13 protein-coding genes are annotated in these 20,697 nt (G+C 63.7%); 7 read left to right on the top strand and 6 right to left on the bottom strand.

What is annotated here, in order from left to right; genetic code table 11:
- The first annotated feature begins 301 nt into the window (after positions 1 to 301).
- Entirely contained in the window at positions 302 to 2,011 is a 1,710-nt protein-coding gene (locus CCL05_RS25215) for a DNA phosphorothioation-associated putative methyltransferase (RefSeq protein WP_341868283.1), read from the top strand.
- Between the two features lie 13 nt (positions 2,012 to 2,024).
- Here CCL05_RS25215 and dndA read toward each other — a convergent pair whose 3' ends face one another.
- Complete coding sequence (gene dndA, locus CCL05_RS25210) at positions 2,025 to 3,179, bottom strand: cysteine desulfurase DndA (RefSeq protein WP_244204394.1); 1,155 nt, start codon at positions 3,177 to 3,179, stop codon at positions 2,025 to 2,027.
- A 251-nt stretch (positions 3,180 to 3,430) separates the two neighbouring features.
- Here dndA and dndB point away from each other — a divergent pair, with 251 nt between their 5' ends.
- From dndB to CCL05_RS47550, 6 genes are all read left to right on the top strand, one after another.
- Entirely contained in the window at positions 3,431 to 4,570 is a 1,140-nt protein-coding gene (gene dndB, locus CCL05_RS25205; protein ID WP_244204393.1) for a DNA sulfur modification protein DndB, read from the top strand.
- A complete protein-coding gene (gene dndC / locus CCL05_RS25200; RefSeq protein ID WP_086562776.1) occupies positions 4,567 to 6,165 on the top strand; it encodes a DNA phosphorothioation system sulfurtransferase DndC in 1,599 nt (532 codons plus the stop codon). Before dndB ends, dndC begins: the two co-directional genes overlap by 4 nt.
- On the top strand, positions 6,152 to 8,182 hold the full coding sequence (dndD, locus tag CCL05_RS25195) for a DNA sulfur modification protein DndD (protein WP_086562775.1): 2,031 nt from the start codon (positions 6,152 to 6,154) through the stop codon (positions 8,180 to 8,182). The genes dndC and dndD overlap by 14 nt, the downstream gene beginning before the upstream one ends.
- Positions 8,172 to 8,552 carry a DNA sulfur modification protein DndE gene (gene dndE, locus CCL05_RS25190; protein ID WP_086562774.1) on the top strand — a complete coding sequence of 127 codons (381 nt, stop codon included), beginning with the start codon at positions 8,172 to 8,174 and terminating at the stop codon, positions 8,550 to 8,552. Before dndD ends, dndE begins: the two co-directional genes overlap by 11 nt.
- A gap of 130 nt (positions 8,553 to 8,682) precedes the next feature.
- The gene (locus tag CCL05_RS25185; protein ID WP_086562773.1) at positions 8,683 to 10,425 is read left to right on the top strand and encodes a DUF262 domain-containing protein; all 1,743 of its coding nucleotides are present in this window, start codon (positions 8,683 to 8,685) and stop codon (positions 10,423 to 10,425) included.
- A gap of 352 nt (positions 10,426 to 10,777) precedes the next feature.
- Positions 10,778 to 11,521 carry a transposase gene (locus tag CCL05_RS47550; RefSeq protein WP_425275941.1) on the top strand — a complete coding sequence of 248 codons (744 nt, stop codon included), beginning with the start codon at positions 10,778 to 10,780 and terminating at the stop codon, positions 11,519 to 11,521.
- Between the two features lie 1,899 nt (positions 11,522 to 13,420).
- On the opposite strand, the gene CCL05_RS25175 is transcribed toward CCL05_RS47550, so the two are convergent.
- Genes CCL05_RS25175 through CCL05_RS25155 form a run of 5 tightly spaced genes read right to left on the bottom strand, consistent with a single transcriptional unit; the run spans position 13,421 to position 20,164 of the window.
- Complete coding sequence (locus CCL05_RS25175; protein ID WP_086562771.1) at positions 13,421 to 13,894, bottom strand: DNA phosphorothioation-associated protein 4; 474 nt, start codon at positions 13,892 to 13,894, stop codon at positions 13,421 to 13,423.
- Entirely contained in the window at positions 13,894 to 15,972 is a 2,079-nt protein-coding gene (locus tag CCL05_RS25170; protein ID WP_086562770.1) for an AAA family ATPase, read from the bottom strand. Before CCL05_RS25170 ends, CCL05_RS25175 begins: the two co-directional genes overlap by 1 nt.
- Entirely contained in the window at positions 15,969 to 16,154 is a 186-nt protein-coding gene (locus tag CCL05_RS25165; RefSeq protein WP_086562769.1) for a hypothetical protein, read from the bottom strand. Before CCL05_RS25165 ends, CCL05_RS25170 begins: the two co-directional genes overlap by 4 nt.
- A gap of 60 nt (positions 16,155 to 16,214) precedes the next feature.
- Complete coding sequence (locus tag CCL05_RS25160) at positions 16,215 to 18,365, bottom strand: DEAD/DEAH box helicase family protein (RefSeq protein WP_086562768.1); 2,151 nt, start codon at positions 18,363 to 18,365, stop codon at positions 16,215 to 16,217.
- Complete coding sequence (locus CCL05_RS25155; protein ID WP_086562767.1) at positions 18,365 to 20,164, bottom strand: hypothetical protein; 1,800 nt, start codon at positions 20,162 to 20,164, stop codon at positions 18,365 to 18,367. Before CCL05_RS25155 ends, CCL05_RS25160 begins: the two co-directional genes overlap by 1 nt.
- Between the last annotated feature and the right edge of the window lie 533 nt (positions 20,165 to 20,697).

The following is a 20,697-nucleotide window of genomic DNA, read 5'->3' as shown; positions in this document are numbered from 1 at the left end:
GTCGATCACGACGGTGGTCATCAACCTGACTCATGTTGAGCAGCAGCACTCGACGAGGGGTCCGAACTGTCAGGGCGGATGCCGCGACCCAAGGAAATCGCCACAGCGGAGTCACGCTGCCGGGGTGAGTATTCATTTTGGGGTCAGCGGTCCAGGTCTCACTCAGTGGTCGTACGGCGGCGGGGTGCCGACACAGCCGAGGCAAGGAAGGCCACGACGGCTACCGCGGCAAGAAACCCAGAGCGCCCGGTTCTGCTGACCCTGGTGCCAGGTCGTGTCGAGGGCCGCGGTGGGAACGGCGATGCCGTTCGCGCCAGCCGCCGAGCCGAGGGTGCGCAGCGTCGTCGCTGCCGAGGGTCACGCCCAGCTGCTCGGGCGGCGACTGGTCATGGATGAGCGCGGGTGTCATCGCAATGACAGTGCCGATACCCACCGTCTTGCGTGCCAGCTAGGCAAGTTCACCGGTTGCACTGGGGGACGCGCTGGAAACCTCAGCTTCCGGAAACCTCTTCGCCCGGACCGCCGCCTTACCTATGCTGCGCCCCGCCCCCCTTCCTCGACTGACGAGGCCGACATGCAGCAGTCATGGAACAGCGACCGCCGCCGCACCGCAATCGGTCGCTCCAGCCTCTCCGTGCCAGCGCGCCAGGCTCTGGCCGACCGCCAGCTCAACACGGACCGCACGATCCTCGACTACGGCTGCGGCCGAGGCGGCGACGTCGCCTCCCTCCAGCGCCTCGATTGCAAGATCACCGGTTGGGACCCCTACTACAGCTCGAGCGCGCAGGTGGCCCCCTCCGACGTCGTTCTCCTCACCTACGTTCTGAACATCATCGAGGACCCCGTCGAGCGTCGGCAGACGCTCAAGGAGGCATGGAGGCTCGCCACCTCCGTACTCATCGTCTCGGCTCGCCTCACCTGGGAGCGGTCCAAAGTCCGCGGCCAGGAGTACGGCGACGGCCTCCTCACCAGCCGGCAGACGTTCCAGCACCTCTTCAGCCCGGACGAGCTCCGGATCTACGTCGAGGAGGTCACAGGAACACGCTGCATATCAGCGGCCCCCGGCATCGTGTACGCCTTCAAGGACGACTCAGCCCGACTGGGCTACCTCGCACACCGCATCGTCCCCGACGCCGAGTGGCTCGCTTCAGCCGATACCACTTCCGCTATCGCCTCGCTGGTCGACTACGTCGAACGGCGTGGCCGCCCGCCCCGTGCCGACGAGATGCCCCGGCCGATGGCCGAACAGCTCGCCCACCTAAAACCCAGCGAACTTAAGCGCCTCATACGCGACTCCGCCAACGCCGAGAAGGTCTCCGAGGGCGCCAAGCGCACGACGCTGAACACGCTGCTGTTCCTCGCTGTCGAGCTCTTCAACGGCCGAGGTCCGTTCAGCAGCCTGCCCCTCGGCGTCCAGCTCGACGTCCGTTCGTTCTTCACCTCGTACAAGGAAGCCTGCAGGCGCTCCGACCGTCTGCTCCTCAAGCTTCGGGACAACACCTATATCCGGGGCGCCATGAACGCATCCAGCGTCGGCAAGATCACCCCGACCGCGCTGTACGTGCACCGCCGGGCGATCGACCGGATGCCGACAGTCCTGCGCCTGTACGAGCACTGCGCCTCCGTTGCCGCCGGCCGCCCTCCGGAATGGACCATCGCTAAGCTGAAGCACCAGGGGCGAGCCATCAGCTGGCTCGATTACCCGGAATTCGACAAGGACCCACACCCGCGGATCACGTCCTCGTACCTCGTAGATCTCAAGACCCTCGAGACCTCGCACATGTCCTACGCGAACTCCGCCAACCGCCCTCTGCTCCACCGGAAGCACGAATTCCTGGCGCCCGACGACCCGGACGCGCCGCGTTACCGCCGTCTGACCGAGTCCGAGCTACGCGCCGGCCTCTACGAGAATCCGCACCTGATCGGCACCGAGAATGGCTGGGAGGCCGAACTGATCAGGTGCGGTCGCATGCTTCGGGGACACCGACTGGTCCGGCGCCCCGAAGACTGAGCAGCTCAAACCGTCAGGGGGCATCCGGTTGCATGTACGCGATCGTCTCCGCCAAGCCGTCCGGGTCGAAGTCCGAGACCTGCCCGGGGAACCACGAGAAGCGGAGGCCATTGGTGGCCACCTCCTCCGGAAGACCCATTGCGGTCAGCACGTGGCTCGGCGTATACGAGGCGCTGGTGCATGCGGAACCGGTCGCCACGGCCACCTGGTCCTTGATCCGTACGATCAGGGCCTCGGCGTTGAGCCCGTCGAAGGTCACATTGAGGATGTGCGGGACCGCGTGGTCGGCATCGCCGTTGATCTGGAAGCGGGTCTTCCCGAGCGCGGCGAGCAGCCGCTCCCGCATCTCCTTCGCGTCCCGTTCCCAACGCGACCGGTTCTCCTGGAAGACCTTGGCTGCTTCGTACAGCCCCATGATCAGCGGTACGGGGAGCGTCCCGGGGCGCAGCTTTCGTTCCTGCCCGCCGCCGAACATGATCGGCTCCAGCGGCACCTTGTCCCAGCCGCGACGCCGGGTCACGAGAGCGCCGATCCCCTTGGGTGCACCGATCTTGTGGCCGCTGATGCTGGTCAAATCGATGGGTGCCTTCAGGTCCTCGGGAACCTTCGCGTACCCCTGCGCGGCATCGACGTGGAGATAAGTCGGGGTCTTCTGGAGCTTCTCCGCCAGCTCGGCCACGGGCTGGATGACGCCCGTCTCATTGTTCACGTGCATTAGCGAGACGAGCAGGGTGTCCGGCCTCAGCTTCTCCAGCACGGCCTCCGTGGAGATCCGCCCCGAGGGGCCGGGCTCCAGGAAATCGACCTCGAACCCCCGCTTCTCCTGCAGATGCAGCAGGGGCTCGATGACCGCCTTGTGCTCGATGGCGGAAGTGATGATGTGCTTCCGGCCGTGCTTCTCGCCGTACGGGGCCATGCCGAGCAGAGCGATGTTGTTGGACTCCGTCGCTCCACTGGTGAAGATGACCTCTTCGGTCCTCACACCGACTGTCTCTGCGAGGAACGCCCTGGCCTCCTGAACCGCCTTCTTTGCCCGGGCTCCGTACTCATGGGTGCGGCTGCCGGCGTTGCCGAAGTCTTCGGTCATCCAGTGGAGCACCACGTCAGCCACCCGCGGCTCCACACGGGTCGTCGCCGCCACATCCAGATACGCCACCACAGCGCTCACCCATCCCCGAGCGATCATCCCGTTACCGGGTACGTCAAACTGTTAACGTACACGCATGCTCGGCTGACGCACAGTGCGGCGGCGCCTCAGAGTTGTCAACACAGACATCGACGTACGTGTTCCCGGGCAGGAACGCCCTTAACGCAGCCGGGCGTACCCCCAGATGTGGCCGTACGTCTGACGTACGTGAAGGTGACGTAACTTCAGCAAGCCTCGTACGTTAACCGGATGACGTACGCTAAGGTTGCCGGGTGGAGATCGAAGCAGCGACGCCAGCAACCAGAGTCGTAGCTCCGCGCACCTCGCCGGGGTTCGAGTACACGTTCCCCGCGATCCGCGGCATCCAGGCAGGGCGCGAGTATTACGTATCGATGTGCCCCCTGCGCCTCATCCCAAAGATCTTTATCTTCGACGAAGACGAGCTCTCGCCGGAACTGCGCGCTCAGCGGATCCTCAATAAGGGACGCCTTCCCGCACTCACGAAGTACATTCTGGACAATCCAGAGGATTACGTCTTCAGCGCTTTGACCGCATCCGTCGACGGCGACATGGAGTTCGACCATCTCGGCTCCGACGGCAACGCCTTCCGTGCCGGGCAACTGCGCATCCCCATGGACTCCCGCTTCCTGATCAACGACGGCCAGCACCGGCGCGCAGCCATTGAGCACGCTCTCAAGGAGAACCCGGACATCGGCAACGAGACGATCGCCGTCGTCTTCTTCCATGACGCGGGGCTCGCCCGCTCGCAGCAGATGTTCGCGGACCTCAACCGGCACGCGGTGCGTCCGGCCCGGTCCATCGGCGTTCTCTACGACCACCGGGACAGCGAAGCCCAGGTCGCGCGCACACTGGCCAGTCAGTGCAAGGTCTTCAAGGGCTACGTCGAGATGGAGAAGAGCACCCTCTCCGCCCGCTCCCGGATGATGTTCACCTTGAGCGCTCTCTACTACGGCACCCAGTCCCTCCTCCAGGGCCTGGAGATCGAGGCAGACGCCGCAGCAGAGCTGGCGCAGGAGTACTGGGAGTACATCGACACGACGCTTCCCGAGTGGGAGATGGTTCGCACGCGAGAGCTCTCGGCACCCGAGATGCGGCGCGACTTCATCCACAGTCACGGAATCGCATTGCACGCTCTCGGACGCATCGGAAATTCCCTACTTCGGGAATCCACCGCACCCAGTAAATGGAAACGGAAGCTTTCCCCTCTGAAAAAGGTTGACTGGACTCGGTCGAATACAGACTGGGAGGGCCGCGCCATCGTCGGTGGCCGCGTTTCCAAAAGCCACCAAAATGTAACTCTTACAGTCAATTACCTGCGCAATCACCTGCGCCTGGGCCTCAGCGCCGAAGAGCAGCGGGTAGAGGACGCATACCTGCGAGGCGAAGCATGAGCACCATCCCTCTGCAACTCGGCATCACGCCGGTCCGGCGGAAGCCGTTCGACGGACAACCCCTCGAAGAGGTCATCGCCAAGCTCTCAGACGAGGTCCGTGAGCTCTACACCGCCGACCAGGTGCCCTGGGTCATCGGATACAGCGGCGGCAAGGACTCCACCGCGGTCCTCCAGCTCGTATGGAACGCCATCGCCGCTCTGCCGGCGGAACAGCGCACTAAGACGGTGCACGTCATCAGCACCGACACCCTCGTCGAGAACCCCGTCGTCGCGGCGTGGGTGACGACGTCCCTGGAGACGATGGAGAAAGCCGCCGCCGAGCAAGGTCTCCCTATCGAGCCTCATCGCCTGACGCCGGAGATCAAGGACACCTTCTGGGTCAACCTGATCGGTCGGGGCTACCCGGCGCCGCGCCCCAAGTTCCGCTGGTGTACTGAGCGCCTCAAGATCAAGCCGTCCAACTCTTTCATCCGGAACGTCGTGGCGGCACATGGCGAGGCGATCATGGTGCTCGGTATCCGTAAGACCGAGAGCCAGGCGCGCGCCCGTGCCATGGAAAAGCACGAGAAGCGGCGCGTCCGTGATCGCCTCTCCCCCAATGCGAACCTTCCCAATTCCCTCGTCTACAGCCCGGTCGAAGACTGGACCAACGACGACGTTTGGGAATACCTGATGCAGAAGCCCAACCCGTGGGGCTACAACAATCAGGATCTCCTCACCATGTACCAGGGCGCCTCCGGCGATGGCGAATGCCCGCTAGTGGTTGACTCAACCACTCCCTCCTGCGGCTCCAGCCGCTTCGGGTGCTGGACTTGCACACTCGTCGAGCAGGACAAGTCGATGTCGGCGATGATCCAGAACGACGAGGAAAAGGAGTGGATGAGGCCGCTCCTGGACCTCCGCGACAAGCTCGACGCCCCGTTCGGCTACTTCGAAGAGGGCGAGGAAGGACTCCCCGCCGGCCGGAAGCTCCCGTACCCCCGCCCTGACCAGCCGGCCCGAGACTTCCGCCGCATGAACGGCAAGGTCATGGTCTATACGCGCCGGACCGACGGCGAAGAGGTCCCGATCCACGGCCCGTACCTGCAGAAGTTCCGCCAGGACTGGCTCAAGGACCTGCTGGACGCCCAGACGTGGATCCGCGCCAACGCGCCGGAGCACGTCAAGAACATCGAGCTGATCACCCTCGACGAGCTGCACGAGATCCGCCGCATCTGGGTCTTCGACAAGCACGAGGTCGAGGACTCCCTCCCCCGTATCTATAAGGAGTCCACGGGCGAGGACTTCCCGGGCGGCCCTCTGGACGAGCAGCTCGTCATGGGCGCGGACGAGATGGAGATCCTGAAGGAGCTCTGCGGGGACGACGACCTGCACTACGACATGGTCCGCGAGCTGCTATCCGTCGAGCGCAAGTACCGGACAATGTCCCGACGCGCTGGCCTCTTCCAAGCTCTGGAGACCGCCGTAAAGAAGGGTTACTACGAGGACAGCGCCGACGCCATCGACTTCGCGCAGCGCAAGAACAAGTGGCGTGAGGAATCGCAGACCCACCTGACCCTGGACGAAGAAACCAATATCGATGCTCCTGCGTAAGATCACTCTCGAAGAGTTCGGGGCTTACCGCGGCACCCAGTCGCTGGATCTGACCACCAAGAAGAACAAGCCGATCGTCCTCATCGGCGGCCTCAATGGCTGCGGCAAGACGACCCTCCTCGACGCCATCCAGCTGGCACTCTACGGGCCGCGAGCGCGTTGCAGCGGTCGAGGCAGCAAGTCGTACGAGACATACCTCCGCGAGAGCATCAACCGGCAGGCCGACCCGACCCGCGGTGCGCAGATCATCCTGGAGTTCACGGTCACGGTGGACGGCACGGAGCACTACTACAAGGTGGTCCGCAGCTGGCACACCAGCGGCAAGGCGACGCTCAAGGAATTCGTGAACGCGTTCGTCGATGAGGAGTACGGCTCCAGGGCGAAGCCGGGGCGACGCGTCGAACCTGAGCTGAAGTACAGCCGGGTACTCAGCCAGGAGTGGGCCGATCACATCGAGAGCCTGCTCCCCCTCGAAGTCGCCTCGCTGTCGTTTTTCGACGGAGAGAAGATCGAATCGCTCGCCGACCCCGAGCGCGCGGCATCGGTCATCGAATCGGCCATCCACTCGCTGCTCGGTGTCAGCACCGTCCAGCAGCTCCGTACGGACCTGCTCGCGCTCCAGCGCCGGCAGAAGCTGTCGGACGAAGAGCAGCACCTGATGGACAAGATTCACGCGGAGGAGCAGGAGCGGCAGGCGGCCGACGCCGCTCTGGAGAACGCAGAACAGCGGGCCGCGCAGCGCAACAGCGAGCTCGTCAAAGCTCGGCGCACTCTCGAAGCGCTGGAGGCTGCCTACAAGCAGGAGGGCGGAAACCTCTTCGAGCGTCGCGTCGAGATCGAGCGCGAGTACGCGCAGGTTTCCGCTCGCCTCGCCGAAATCCGCAGCTCCCTCGTCCAGTTGGCTGCAGGTCCGCTTCCGCTCCTCATGATGGGAAGTCACCTCAAGGAGCTGCGCAAGCAGGCTGGTCGCGAGCGGACGGCAGCCGAGTCCCACCAGGTACTGGGGGTGCTCGAAGAGCGTGACCAGTGGCTACTGGACATGCTCCCTGACGAGGCGAAGGCCGCCGTAATGGAGAAGCTGGAGGCTGACCGCGCCAAGCGCGCCAAGTCCGCCGGCCTCAAGGTGGATCTCGGCCTCCCCCCGGACATGCTCCCCCAGCTGTCGGCACTCGACGAGGCACTCAGTCGCGACAAGGCACGAGCTGCCGAGCTCCTTCAGCAGGCTGCGGAAGCCGCCGAAGAGCGTGTGCAGCTGGAGCGTCAGCTGGCGGGTGTACCGGCCAAGAGTAAGGTCGAGGCCATCCAGAAGAAGCGTGAAGACCAGCTCCAGGAAGTCGCACGGCTGGAACGGGAGCACGAGAACAGCCTCAACAACGTCGATGAGTTGAAGCGCCGCCTCGAATACGTCTCCGCCTCCCTGCAGCGTGCCCACGATGAGTTCGTTCGCACCAAGGTGAAGGCCGAAGAGGTCGAGCGGATCATCAAGTACTCGGAGAAGGCCCGGAAGACGCTGGAACAGTTCGGCGATGCCCTCCTCAAGCGGCACATCAGCCGCCTCGAGGTAGCAATGCTCACGAGCTTCCAGACCCTCATGCGCAAGCAGGGCCTTGTGAACGACCTCCGCATCGATACCGACAAGTTCACGCTCACCCTGGCTGACACCGACGGTGAGCCGATCGACCCCAGCCGTCTCAGCGCGGGCGAGCGCCAGCTACTCGCTGTCTCCCTCCTCTGGGGCTTGATGAAGGTCGCCGGCAACCACCTGCCCAGCGTCATCGACACGCCGCTCGGCCGGCTCGACAGCCGCCACCGTGAGCACTTGGTGGACCGATACTTCCCATACGCCAGCGACCAAGTCCTCCTCCTCTCCACCGATGAGGAGATCGACGAGTACCTGCTTGGCCGCCTCAAGAAGTCCGTCGCCCACACCTACACCCTGGTCCACGACGACACCACTTTCACCACCAGCGTTGTCGAGGGTTACTGGTGGAACGTAGGAGCCAGCAATGTCGCTTGAGAACATCCGCCTCGCCACCGCAAGCAAGGACCGACTGAGCCGTCTGAAGCACACCACCGGCATCACCCAGTGGAACGTCCTGTGCCGCTGGGCCCTGGCGCTCTCCCTGGCGGACGCCTCTACCCCCCTGGTTCGTGAGGTCGTCACCGACTCCAACGTCGAGATGTCCTGGAAGACCTTCGCCGGACCCCACGGCGACCTCTACCTCGCCCTGCTCAAGCAGCGCTGCTTGGCCGACGGACTGGAGCCGACGGACGAGAACGTCTCCAATACGCTGACGATCCATCTGGCCCGGGGGGTCGGGTACTTGGGTGCGCACAAGGAGATGACGGCGATCGAAGGGCTAATCGGGGCCGTAACAACCGTCTGAATTGTCAACAATCATCCAGCTAGGGCCGATTCGCCTGCCGGGTCGGCCCTTTCCTGCACTCCCACACGATGGCGACCAGTCATCAGAAAACACAGATCTACTTAACTCATCGACACATAAGCTGCCCTGCATGGCATCGGGACACGGCAGCACCTCGCTTCAGCTCTACCTCGTCGGCATCGGTGAGGTCCTGCGCAACAATCGCCTGGTCGTTCCCCAGTTCCAGCGCTCGTACTGCTGGAAGGTGGAGCAGGAGGTCCTCGACTACTGGACTGACCTGAGCCGGGCGATCAACGGCGGGGCGAAAGAGGAGTACTTCTTCGGCACGATCGTGATCACCCAGGACGGTGACGGAACTCGGAAGCGGATTATCGACGGCCAGCAGCGGCTGGTCACCTCCTCCCTCCTGATCGCTGCCATCCGCGACGAGCTGCGAACTCTGGAGGGGAACCTGCTCAAGGCGGACGACTCCCAGGCTGTGGGCATCGGCCGCACCTTCCTGGCCAGCAAGGCATGGAACGACAGGTACGCGGAGTCGCACCTCAAGCTCAACGAGAGCGACAACCCCGACTTCCTCGGGATCACCACCGAGACCGCACTCCCGGGGAAACCCGCGAGGACCGACTCCGACATCGTCAAGGCGTACCGGTTCTTCCGGGAAAAGATCTCGCAGTTCCGCAGCCTGCATGGGATGGACGCGGCCAACGTCCTCGAGAAATGGGTGAGCTACATCCAGCACCGGGCGCAGCTCGCCGTGGTCGAGACCCCGACCGAGGCAGACGCCTACGTGATCTTCGAGACTCTCAACAACCGAGGCGCCGACCTGACCACCGCGGACCTCCTGAAGAACCACCTCTTCGGAGCTGCCGGCGAGCAGCAGAACCTCAACGCGGTGCGGAACAACTGGCACCAGTCACTCGGGACGCTCCAGCTCGGGGCAGCCGATGCGAAGTTCACCAAGTTCCTGCGCCATTACTGGAGCTCGAAGGTCGGCAAGATCACCGAGCGCGATCTATACGCGGAGATGCGCAAGGAGGTGACCCACCGACAGGAGGCGCTGCACTTCTCGGAGAACCTCCTGTCAGCCGCACACGCCTACACCGCGCTCTCCAACCCGGAGAGCGACTTCTGGGCGACCAAGTGCAGCGGCAACGGTCACCGTCCCGCTCTCGACACACTCGCCATGTTCGACCTGGTTCCCAACAAGATCCTCCTGCTGGCGGCAGTCGAGCACTTCCACTCCCACGAGCTCGAGAAGCTCCTCCGGGCCATGGTGAACTGGTCAGTACGCGGCATGATTATGAGCATGATGAACCGCGGCCGCTTCGAGGACCAGTACTCTCAGATCGCGGTCGCCATCCGGAAGGGCGAGGTCACCACCACCGCGCAGGTCCGACTGCGCGTCGAGGACCTCATCCCCTCAGACACCGACTTCAGGGAGCAGTTCGCGCTCGCCACTGTCGGAAGAAGCGATTCCAAGCTTGCCCGATATTACCTGAGCGCCCTGGAGACAACAAGGCGAAAGGAGTCCCAGCCGGAGTTCGTCCCCAACAGCAACCCGAGCCAGGTCAACCTGGAGCACGTGTTCCCGCAGAACGCCAAGGAAGCCGACTGGGAGGACTTCATCAAGAAGAGCGGGGACAAGCAGGACGCCGCCAGCTGGGTCTACCGCATTGGCAACATGGTGCTTCTGCAGACTGGAGTGAACTCTAAGATCGGAAACAAGTCGTTCGCCGAGAAGGTCGAGGTCTTCAAGACGTCGGGCTTCGAGCTGACCAGAAAGGTCGGCGAGAAGAACGAGTGGACCCCGGACAGCATCCGGCTCCGACAGACCGTCCTTGCCGGACTCGCGGTCAAGACCTGGCCGCGCTGAACTACGGCAGGCACGGAGAATCCCTTCCTCAACCGGCTCAAATGCCAAAGGACGTGAAATGTCAGCCGATCTGTGCTGAAGCGCGACTCCCCTCGCCTGCCCTTCCACTACATCCTCTCGAATATAAATAGTGCTGAGGCTGCAACCCTTAACAGCCGTAACTCCAGCAGTGGGTGACTCTATCGGGGAGGTTCCAGGGACGGGGGTGCTGGTGGTTCTGTACAGCCCTGTCTTCCTGAGGTGATCAGTGTCCGTTCGTCCTCGGTCCGGTGCGGTAGTGCCCAAGCTCACGGGATGACGCGAGCCAGAAATCCCCGTGGCACCACGGCGATGTGGGTGCGTGACCACCTCGATGGGGCTCTGGGACGACGAAAACTTCGTCTCCTGGTATCCGCGCGATGGTCGCCTCAGCCTTTCGCCAGCTCAGCTGGCCACGGTATGTGTGCCGCAGTTTCTGCTCAACCTCTCCGACCGGCAGGCGGCGCAGGCAGTGCGGTGCAGGATCGACTTCACTTACGCCCTGGCCATGGAACTGGACGACCTCAGTTTTCACTACAGTGTGCTGACGGACTTCCGTGATCGCCGGTCCCGGGACGACCGCGCAGATCGACTCCTGTCCCTGGCCCTGAAACGGATGCGCGATGTCGGTGTGGTCACAGAACGCGGGAAACGGCGGACCGACTCCACCCAGGTTCTGGCCGCGGCACGAGACCTCACCCGCCTGGAACTGGTTCTCAAAGCAGTACGTGGCGCTCTGGAGGAAGCCACCCAGCGGGCACCTGATGTGCTTGACGGGCTGGTGGGTGCCGGGTGGGCCACGCGTTACGGACGTCCGGTCCGTCTCCCCAGCCAACCGACTCACCCTGTCACCCGTCTCAAGCAGGCCGGAGCAGACGCTCACCGGTTCTTGAGCGCCTGCCGCCCCACCGACGTGGTCCTCGCGCGGAGGTGTTGCGGCAGATCATGGTGCAGAACTTCCTCGTTGACGCCCGCGGCGCTCTGCGTCCCCGCGCCGAGGAAGACGGGCGACCCAAAGGGGGGCTGCCCGGGTTATCTCGCTCTACGACTGCGAAGCCCGCCGGGCCATCCGGGGTAACACCCTCTGGAGCGGCTACGTGGTCCACGTCACCCGAGACCTGCGACACTGACGCCCCCGGTCAACCTGATCACGAACATCGCCACCACCGGCCCGGGGTACCCAAGCCCTACCCGGCATTCACACCTGTCTCCACCACCGCCGGCTGCTGCCCACCCAGCACCTCGTCGACGGCGGCTACCTCTCAGTTGCCCTACTCGACTCCTCCGCACGCGACCCCAGATCCAGCTCATCGGACCGGTCAGGGTCAGTGGCGCCTGGCAGAGCAAGAAACATACCGGCTTCACCTGAGACGACTTCACCATCGACCTCGCCCGCCGCCAGGTCGCCCTGCCCGGGCGGCCAGACCAGCCGAGCCCGGATCGAGCCACCTGCCATGGCCCCCTTACACGGTCGCTTGTTTCCACCCACGCCAGTGCCACCCATGCCCGGACCGGCCCACCTGCACCCGAGGCCGCTCAGCGCGCACGGTGAACTTCCTCCCCCGCCACCCGCACGAACTCCAGGCCCGCAATCACTAGAACTCTAAGTGGCATTCAACGCTATCCGGTTGCTCACTATCAGATTCCTGACCCTCTCGCCGGAAAATCAATAAGACTCCAACAACCTCGATGATTTTCGGTCGACACTCTCTGTAACGAAAGAGATCTCATCGATGTAGCGTGAGGGTTTCCACTTTGCAATGCAGCGGATCCAGGCGTCCTTCTGAATGAAAACGGACCGAAGAGTTCCGAGACTTAGGGCAGCCTTCACGCGCACCGCCCGGCACTCGAATGAAGTAGCCCACATGAGAGGTGTCGCTTCACTTTCTGCGAGCGTCACTCTCCGGACCAGCAGTTTTAGGGTAGCAGTCGAGGGAATCTTCCCTTCCGGATTTCCTCGACTGGTCCCTAGGCGCCACGTCGCACCGTTCGCGAAGTGCACTGTGACTTGGTGTACTGCTGCACGAACATGGTTGCACATGTCGCAACGGCGGATCGGATCCAGGGAGCTTGAATTTGTAAATCAAAGACTGTGACAGACAGCTACGTATAGCTGTTTGTGAGAACGTCTCGTTCCAAAGCGGTAGGTGACTCGGATGGTGTCAGAGTTACCCCGTCATGGTCGTTCCTCTTCCCTTTGGCTCGCTACAGCCGAGGGGGAGGGGTAGTTGGGCTCCGCTGTCACCTGCTACGTGGCAACCGTATAAGCCCAAAGAAAGGAGCAACGTGCACAATCCGCTTGGCGACGATCACTGCTGCACCTCGACGTGCTTGCGGGATAAGGGCCAGAGCACGTCTGGTGGTCAGAGTAACGAGGGCCCCCCGAAGGGGCGTATAACTCCGGCCACAATCACGGCAGTTGCCACCCTGGTAACTTCCCTGGCTGCACTGATCACGGCCTTCCGGTAGCAGGCAGCTGTACTGCAATAGTAGGGACACGCTGCCAAGTCGTGTGTGAGGCGCAGGTGACGCCGGCTGACCATCTGGGATCACCTTCAGCGTCTTGCCATGAGTCGCACAACTTCCGAGCACGTTGACCCTCTCGGCATCAGTGGATTAAGGGCATGAAGCGCTTCGGTGCTAATTGGAGGCTCGATTCCCTGAGCGGATCAAGTCATGGCCCGCCCGTCCTCTTACCCTGCCGAGCTTCGCGAGTGCGCGGTACGCATGGTCGCGGAGATTATTCACAGCCACCCCACCCGGGCGGGCCGTCATGAAGGCAGTCGCCGTGGACCTGGGCATCGAGGCCGCGGCCACCGCAGAGTGGGCCGACTGGTTCAACAACCAGCCTGCTTCACACCGCCATCGGAGACATCCCGCCCCACGAACACGAGACCAACTACTACGCTCCACAGAGGTGGGCAGGGTTGATAGCCGTACGGCTTCCGGCTGTCGACCCTGCCCTGAGGTAGCGGCTTTACCAGTCCAGATCAGCACTGGCGAGGATGTCGCCAACGTCGTCCTTCTCTTCCTCCAGCGGTGTCCTAAGCCCTCCGAGGACGAGGTTCGAGATGATCGTGTCGAGGTCCTGGTCGGACTGACGGTTTATTAGAGTCTGCAGGTAGGATAGGCCGGCGTTCGCGTACTCCTCGAAGATGAGGACCCGCTCAGGCTGGCGGTCCGCGCTAAGGATCTTCGGGTCGTCCGGGTACTCGACGGCTCCGAGCATGTCGAGGAGCACCTCCCCGTAGTCCCGGCTCTCCATGAGCGCGAGGCGGATCGGCTCATCGGCCTCGTCGAACGGCTTGCGCTCCCCTCGGCGGCGGCCGAGCAGTGCGGCGAACATCATCGCCTCGACCATGGTCGCGAAGGTCCCGGTCTTTCTGTCGGTGAGCTTACCGAGCAAGTCCTCATGCGCCCGGGGCCGGCGGAATCGGTCCGTGTAGGCCATCAGAAGGTCACCTTCTCCAGAACAGTGTGCTCGAAGTCGCCGTGTGACACGTACGGAACCTCACGGTTGTTGATCACGATCGTCTCTTCACCCGCCGACTGGTTTGGCGTGTAAGAGCGCAGTACGTACATCTGATTGGCGGCCTGCTGGAGGTTCTCCAGAACCTTGCCCCGCGCCTGCGACTGCGAGAGCAGGGTGATGATCTGGGATGTCAGCGCTGGCAGGGCCTTAGAGATCTCTTCCTGATAGGTCAGGTCGAGGCTGCCGAAGGGAGCATCCATGACGACCGGGTAGACACCGCCGCTGCCGGTCTCGATGGTCACCTCCCCCCTGTTCTTCTTCCGGGCACTGATGTTCCTGGCAACCTCGGAGACCGCGCCGACGAAGCTGAGGCCGAGAATCTGATTCTCACCGGTGGAACGGATTGCCACTCCGCTCGCGGTGTGCAGCTCCAGCTCGAAGTCGTCGTTCAGCTCGGGTACGTAGCTCTTGATGAAGATCCGGGAGAAGACCTCCTTGACCTTCTTGTCGAGCTGGTCGCGGACCTCCTTGGTCTTGATCTCGAGGATCTCCTTCAGCGCGGCACGCACCTTCTCGACGAGCTCGACCTGCTTCTGAACCTTGCGGGCTTTCTCGCTCTTGGCCTCAGCATTCCGGTACTGACGGCCTGTGGCCTCTACCTCCTGCTTGATCGAGGTGACCTTGTTCTCAGCCTCCTTGTGCGCGACACGGGCGTCGGTTTCCTTGGAGGCATAGTTTTTCCGGCGCTCGATGAGGCGCTGAACGTCCTGGATGTTTACCCCTTCCAGTTGCCGATCGATATCGGAACGTTCCGCTTCCAGCTCGCTGATCTCGGCGTCTGCCTTCTGAATGTCGGAAGCGTTGAGGGTGAGCTGCTCCAGGATCTCCTGGCGCCTCTCCTCCAGGTTCTTCATCTTGCCGCTGACCCGCATCCAGCTCTCCTGGACGTCCTCGAGACCGGCGTTGTACTTGCGCTTGTCCAGCTCCTCGTACTCCTGGGTCCCCTCGCGAACCTCACGGCCACACATGCACAGCTGGGCTTCGAGGATGTCCTCGATGAAGCTGCGCTGGATGCCTGCGGGCAGCTGGCGGCGCTCTCGCATCTCGTCCGCGAGCTCAATCACCTTGGTGTCGATCCCGCTGGTCAGAGCCAGGAACCCGTGCCGCGACAGCAGCTCGCGCTTGCGGCTCTTGTACTCCATGTGCCGGTCGTGCGCGGCCTTGATCCGGCGGGTCAGCGAGTCCCGCTTCTTCTGGAGCGGCTCCGCCTCCCTATTCTGGAGCAGGGCGCGGTCAATGGACTGGACTTCCTTCTGGAAGGCGCTGATCTCGCCGGAGAGGCGCAGCATCTCAGCCACCTCTTCCTTCTCGCGGGTGGCGAGGTGGTCCATGTGGTCGGAAAGCTGCTTCAGCCTGCTGTCCTCCTTGGAGTCGATCTCGCTGGCGAGCTTTCGGGAGACCTTCGGCAGGTCCTCCAGAGCACGCTCGATGGCCTCCAAGTCCAGAAGGGTCTTGATGGCCTTCTGGACCTCCTGGTTCTTGCCTTCCCCTTCCCGCTTCACGTCGCCGGAGAACATCTTCTCCATGCGCTCACCGTTGAAGAAGAAGAACTGACGCAGGCCCTTGGGCAAGATCTTCTCGATCCGGTCCTGGCCGTTGAGGATGCTCTGGGCTTCACCGTCCGTCCCGATCTCTGTGACAGTCAGCTCAGGCTCGACAGGACCCTGTTCCGCCTTCTCCTTGACAACGGTGACCTGCCGGACCACGGAGAACCGGGTCCCGTCGTGCTCGAAGTCCAGCCGAACCGAGGCCGTGACGTCCTCCCCAAACGCGGTGTCCGCCCATGCCTTGTCGTGAATGATGCGATGCTGTTGTTCCACGTCTTCCGAGAAGGTGCCGTACAGGGCCCAGGCGAACGCGTTGAGCAGGGTGGTCTTGCCGGCACCGTTGTTACCGAAGATGAGGACGGCGGGCTTGCCCTCCTCCACAGACAGGTCGAGAACCTGCTCACCGTAGAAGGCGCGAAAGTTCTTCAGCGTCAGCTTGAGCAGCTTCACTTGGTCAGCTCCCTCACGGCGTCGACGATCTTCGGGACGACCTTAGTCGTCTCCCTAATGTGGATGTTCTCGGTCTCCAGGTCGATGACCTTCTGGACGAGGATCTTGGCTTCCCGCGGCAGCTCGTTCAGGACGTCGCGCACCGTTCGTGCGGGAGGCTGGCCGGCTGTTTCGTCGCTCACGGGTTACTCCTGGTTCGAGGTAGCGGGTACGGAAGGAATGGGGGTACTTGCAGTGAGGGCTCAGGTGTCGAAGAGGCCGTAGCGCTCGCGCAGGGGGCGGAGGACATTGAGCGTGTCCCCCTCGTTGTCAGCGAGGTAGGCGAACTCTTCGACGCGAGCCAGTTCGCGACGGAGCAGGCTGCGTTCGGTCTCGTACTGAATCGCGTCCCCGCCCGCAGGCGGCACGACGACGAAGTCGATGATGTCCGCGCGCTCCTTGCCGGGCGCCTTGCGCAGGACGCGGCCGCGGCGCTGGATGAACTGGCGGGGGTTGGAGGAACTGGACAGGAGGTAGGCGGTCCGGGAGGCCGGGACGTCCACGCCTTCGTCCAGGCAGCGCATGGAGGAGATGACCTGGAGGTCGTTGTTCTCGAAGCGGCGCAGGATGTCCAGGCGGGCCGAGCGCTTGGTCTCCGAGGTGTAGCGGGCAGCGGGCATGTGCAGCTCGTTGCCGACCATCTCCATGACCTGGTCAATCTGACGCGGGCCGTCGGTGCCGTGTTCGTAGAGAAGGGGGTGCTTGCCCTCGGCGCAGTAGATCAGCTGGTGGCTCGTGTCCCGGCGCCTCTCGATCTCCGCGTGGAGGATCTCTAGCTTGCCGCGGGCGTGGCCGATGATGTCGGCGCGCTTCTTCAGGAGTCGGCCGAGCGGGCTGTCCCGGTCGGCGGTCTCCTTCAGGTCTGTGCCAGCCGCGATCAGGCGGGCGATCTTCGCGCTGGTCTCTGCGTACAGCTCGGCTTCTTCGTCGTCCAGCTCCACGAGGATGGGCGTGTAGGTGTAGCGGCACAGGGCGCTACGACGGATGGCTTCGCCGATGCCCATCTCGAAGACGACTCGGTCGAAGTAGTCGGTGAGGGCGTCGGTGCCCTCCTCATCGAACCAGCGCTCCGGGGTGGCGGAGAGGCCGAGGCGGTACTGGGCCTTCTCCGGGAGGCGGGTACGCAGGTGCGCGGCACCGAGGTTGTGGGCCTCGTCCGCGATGAGGAGGAGGTGCCCCTGGTAGGAGCTGAGCAGGTTCTGGAAGGCATCGCCGCCGAAGGTGGCGTTGGTGGTGACGATGACGCCGCCTCGGGTACCGCCGAGGGCAATGTTCTGGAGCAGGCTGTGAGCGCGCGGGGACCATCTGCTGGTCGCCTCGTAGGCCCGCAACGGTGTCACGGCGAACCACTCGATGTCCTTGGCCCATTGGTCGACCAGATGCTGGTACGGGGCCACGACGACGGTGAGGAGTGAGGCGGACGCATCGTTCTTCCGAAGGAGCGTGCCGAGCTGGGAGGCAGCGGAAAGTGCGGTCAGGGTCTTGCCTGTGCCTGTGGCCATGCGCAGGATGCCTCGGCACTGGTTGCGGAACCAGTTCTGGACAGCTTCCTTCTGGTAGTCGCGAACCTTCAGGCTAGGCGGGATCGCAAGCGTGCCAGGAGGAGGCAGCGGCGTGGTGCGGATGGGGGTTCCGCCGGTCGGGAGGTCGTCCAGCTCGTACTGGTCGGCGGTGGCCCGGGCGCTGCGCTCGACGATCACCTTAGCGGCATCGGTGAAAGGGATGACGCGAAGCATCTGCGTGCGGTTCTCCCAGAGGTCATCGAAGTCCTTGCTTATGCGCGCGGCCCGGCGTGCATCGCTCGGGTCCCAGCTCCGATAGACCTCGATCGCCTCGAAGTTGCCAACGAGACCGGAACGGGTCTCGTTGGCGCTGCCCTTGAAGGCGATGACGTCTCGGCCGTCCCGGAAGACACCGATCTTCTCGTGGTACATGCCGACGCGGCCACGCTCTTCGACATAGGCCAGCTTGAAATCGACTCGGTGCTCGGCGACCAGTCGTCCGAGCTTGCCGAGGCCGCGGGCTGCCCGCGCGTCCTCGACCGCCTGCTCCAGGTCGCGGAGGGCAGCACGCTGGAGGACTTTGCGCAGCTCGTAGCCGTCCTCAATGTCCTTGATGTCGGCCGAGTCAAGATAGGGAGAGGCGATGATCCGCATGGTGCCGCCGCGCGAGGTGAACTCGTCGATTCCCTGGCCGAGCGTGGCGATCACGGACGCAGCGAAGTAGCCCACGGCCCGGTCGTAGGCGGTGGAGGCGGCGAGGGCAGGCAGGTAGAAGTCCTCGACAAGGTTGTTGCGGTCGCTGCGGTAGTCGGACTCCGCGCCGCAGTCGCGGAGGAAAGGGGAAGCCGCCATCAGATCAACCCCAGGTGGTCCATGAGGTCGTCCACGTCGGGAGCCTCGTCGACGGGGTGGGGCTGCTGCTCAGCCGACGCATCGGTCTCAGCGGTGCGGGCTGCGGGGACAGCTGCTTCCTCGGAGCCAGTGTCCAGGTCTTCACCTATACGGCGGACGATCCCTCCGCGTGCGGTGAAGGGCGCAATGGACATGGCGGCCCGCAGGCTGGACTCCTTGATGTCGAAGTCTCGGCGGAGAAGCACCACGACCTTGTCTGCCTCAACCTGGCCGCCGTGCGCATCGACCATGTCAGAGATCAGTTCCTTGATCGGCTTGTACACCGGGAGGTGCCACTCGGTCAGCGCCCACTGGTTCCGCTGGCTCCGGCTGAAGCGGGCATCCCCTTCGATCTGCTGCCGGAGATACTGGATCCCGATAGCGACGCCCGTGCGCTCCTTCAGCTCCTCGACAGTCAGCGGGGTGTCCGCCGCGCGCAAGGCGGCCTCCACCTTGTCGAGGCGCTCGCGCTCACGCTGAAGCCCGCCGCGCGAGCCGACGCCGCCGGCAGCCTCGGTGGTCGAGGCGGACGCTTCTTCTTCTCGGGAGGAAAGTCCCTGGGCCTGGATCGCTGCAGCGGAGGGTGCAGCCGTGTCGGAACCGTCCTGGAGGCACCAGGCTCCCCTGACCGTGATCGCGAAGCGCGCATCCGTGAAGAGCGCCTCTGTCACTTCTCGCTGTGGCACGACTCCGTCCAGTGCACCCTCGATGAGCGAGGTGCTCATGCCCTCAGCGCAGCCTTCGAGGAGCTGCGCGATGAGGTCTCCGGGCGACGCCTCCAGACCCGCTTCGCCGACATCCGCCAGCGTGCCTGCAAGCGGAATGGATCCGTCACTCTCTGCTTCCCTGTTTTTGACTTCCTCGGCCGCACTCGAAGGGCTATTACCCTCCGTAGCATTCTGCTTCGCCGAGGTTCCTTCGCCTCGCACTGCCCGACGCCGCTCGGAATCGGTGGAGCGATCCGGCACAACCCAGCCCTCGCCCGCCGTGAAGGTGGCGTCGCGGAGCATGCGCGAGACCACTCCAAGCTCCCCGTCCGCCGTCTCCGCCTCACCAAGAAGGTCACCCAGAGTAAGAATGCTCTCGCCGTTTTTATTTACCAGCAGGAGGGCGGACAGCTGCTCGACCAGCTCGGACAGCCCGCCAGAGACGACAGCGGTCTCAGTCGGCTGGGGCTTGGAGCGAGTCAACGAGATCTGGTTGCCCTCACAGTCAAGACCGCAGTGGATCAGCCACTGACGCAGGGTGTCGGGATCGCTGGGGACAGGCACCTGGCGTGCGTCGAGAAGAGCGGAGGCTGTCGACAGGCTCATCACCTCGTCGACATCAAGATCAAGGGCTCTCACCGTGGCGGCGCCACACTCTTTCAGATCATCCATGAAGATCCACTGCCCGGTCGGGGACGCTGAGGTGGTCGCGTCCAGCCAGCGCATGCTGGTGAACAGGCGGAGGACGGTGAGCCTGTCCCCAATGTTCTCGCCAAGCCAGGCGTGGCGGTCCAGAAACGAACTGACGAGGCAAGGTTTCCGCAGGTCAAGCTCCGCGTACTCTATCCAGGCACGGAGTATCGAATCCCCCTCGACACTGCGGTTGAACTCGTCCATGAGGTAGTTTCGGCACTGCCGCGCAGTCTCCCGAAGAAGGGCATGCTGAGAAGCAAGTTCGCCCAGCGGAACTGGAGCCTCTGCGCAGAAGTGCTGCAGGACGAGGTCCCGGTTGAAGCTGCTGAGCCCCTTGTACCAACGGTCGAATGCGTTCATGGCCTTCAGAGGTAGGGGTGGGCGATGGTCAGCGCGCTGGGAGCAGCGTCTCATCACACGCGGCGATCGGGTTGCCGGTCACCGCGCGTTAAAGGCGTCATTGGGTTGTTCGTTCCAGCACACCCCTGTGCCTCTTCCTCCCTCCTGGTACACCAGCGACAGCGCTGATGCTTCCAACGGTACGGGCGACGCCTTGAACTGACCCATGGTTCCCTGAACTGCACCGGTCGCGGAACAGCGGCCGCGGTCCTACAGCCTCACGCCCGCCTCCATGTAGCGAATACAGCGCCAGATCGGGTCCCGGCCTGCCTGGACTGATGCATGAGCCTCTGTAAAGGCTCTGCGAAGCTAGAGCCATCACCTCAGCGACATGCACACCGCATCGACCAACAAGGCTGCTCGTACGTCGTCGGGACCACTGATGATGTGGTTCATCACGTAGCAGAACGAAACGCCTAGCTCCGGGTCGGCGGAACCCAGCGAGCCGCCCCCGGCCGTTGTAACCGAAGGCGCTAGGTGTGCTGTTCGGAGAG

The organism is Streptomyces africanus (genome assembly GCF_002150735.1).
In the GTDB taxonomy this organism is placed as follows: Bacteria; Actinomycetota; Actinomycetes; order Streptomycetales; family Streptomycetaceae; genus Streptomyces; species Streptomyces africanus.
This window is presented reverse-complemented; position numbering and strand designations above follow the sequence as displayed.

Coding starts and splice junctions, on each gene's coding strand:
- dndD (WP_086562775.1), top strand. CDS start 6,152: ATGCTCCTGCGTAAGATCACTCTCGAAGAGTTCGGGGCTTACCGCGGC.
- CCL05_RS47550 (WP_425275941.1), top strand. CDS start 10,778: ATGGGGCTCTGGGACGACGAAAACTTCGTCTCCTGGTATCCGCGCGAT.
- CCL05_RS25160 (WP_086562768.1), bottom strand. CDS start 18,365: ATGGCGGCTTCCCCTTTCCTCCGCGACTGCGGCGCGGAGTCCGACTAC.
- CCL05_RS25215 (WP_341868283.1), top strand. CDS start 302: ATGCCGTTCGCGCCAGCCGCCGAGCCGAGGGTGCGCAGCGTCGTCGCT.
- dndE (WP_086562774.1), top strand. CDS start 8,172: ATGTCGCTTGAGAACATCCGCCTCGCCACCGCAAGCAAGGACCGACTG.
- CCL05_RS25155 (WP_086562767.1), bottom strand. CDS start 20,164: ATGAACGCATTCGACCGTTGGTACAAGGGGCTCAGCAGCTTCAACCGG.
- CCL05_RS25185 (WP_086562773.1), top strand. CDS start 8,683: ATGGCATCGGGACACGGCAGCACCTCGCTTCAGCTCTACCTCGTCGGC.
- dndC (WP_086562776.1), top strand. CDS start 4,567: ATGAGCACCATCCCTCTGCAACTCGGCATCACGCCGGTCCGGCGGAAG.
- CCL05_RS25175 (WP_086562771.1), bottom strand. CDS start 13,894: ATGGCCTACACGGACCGATTCCGCCGGCCCCGGGCGCATGAGGACTTG.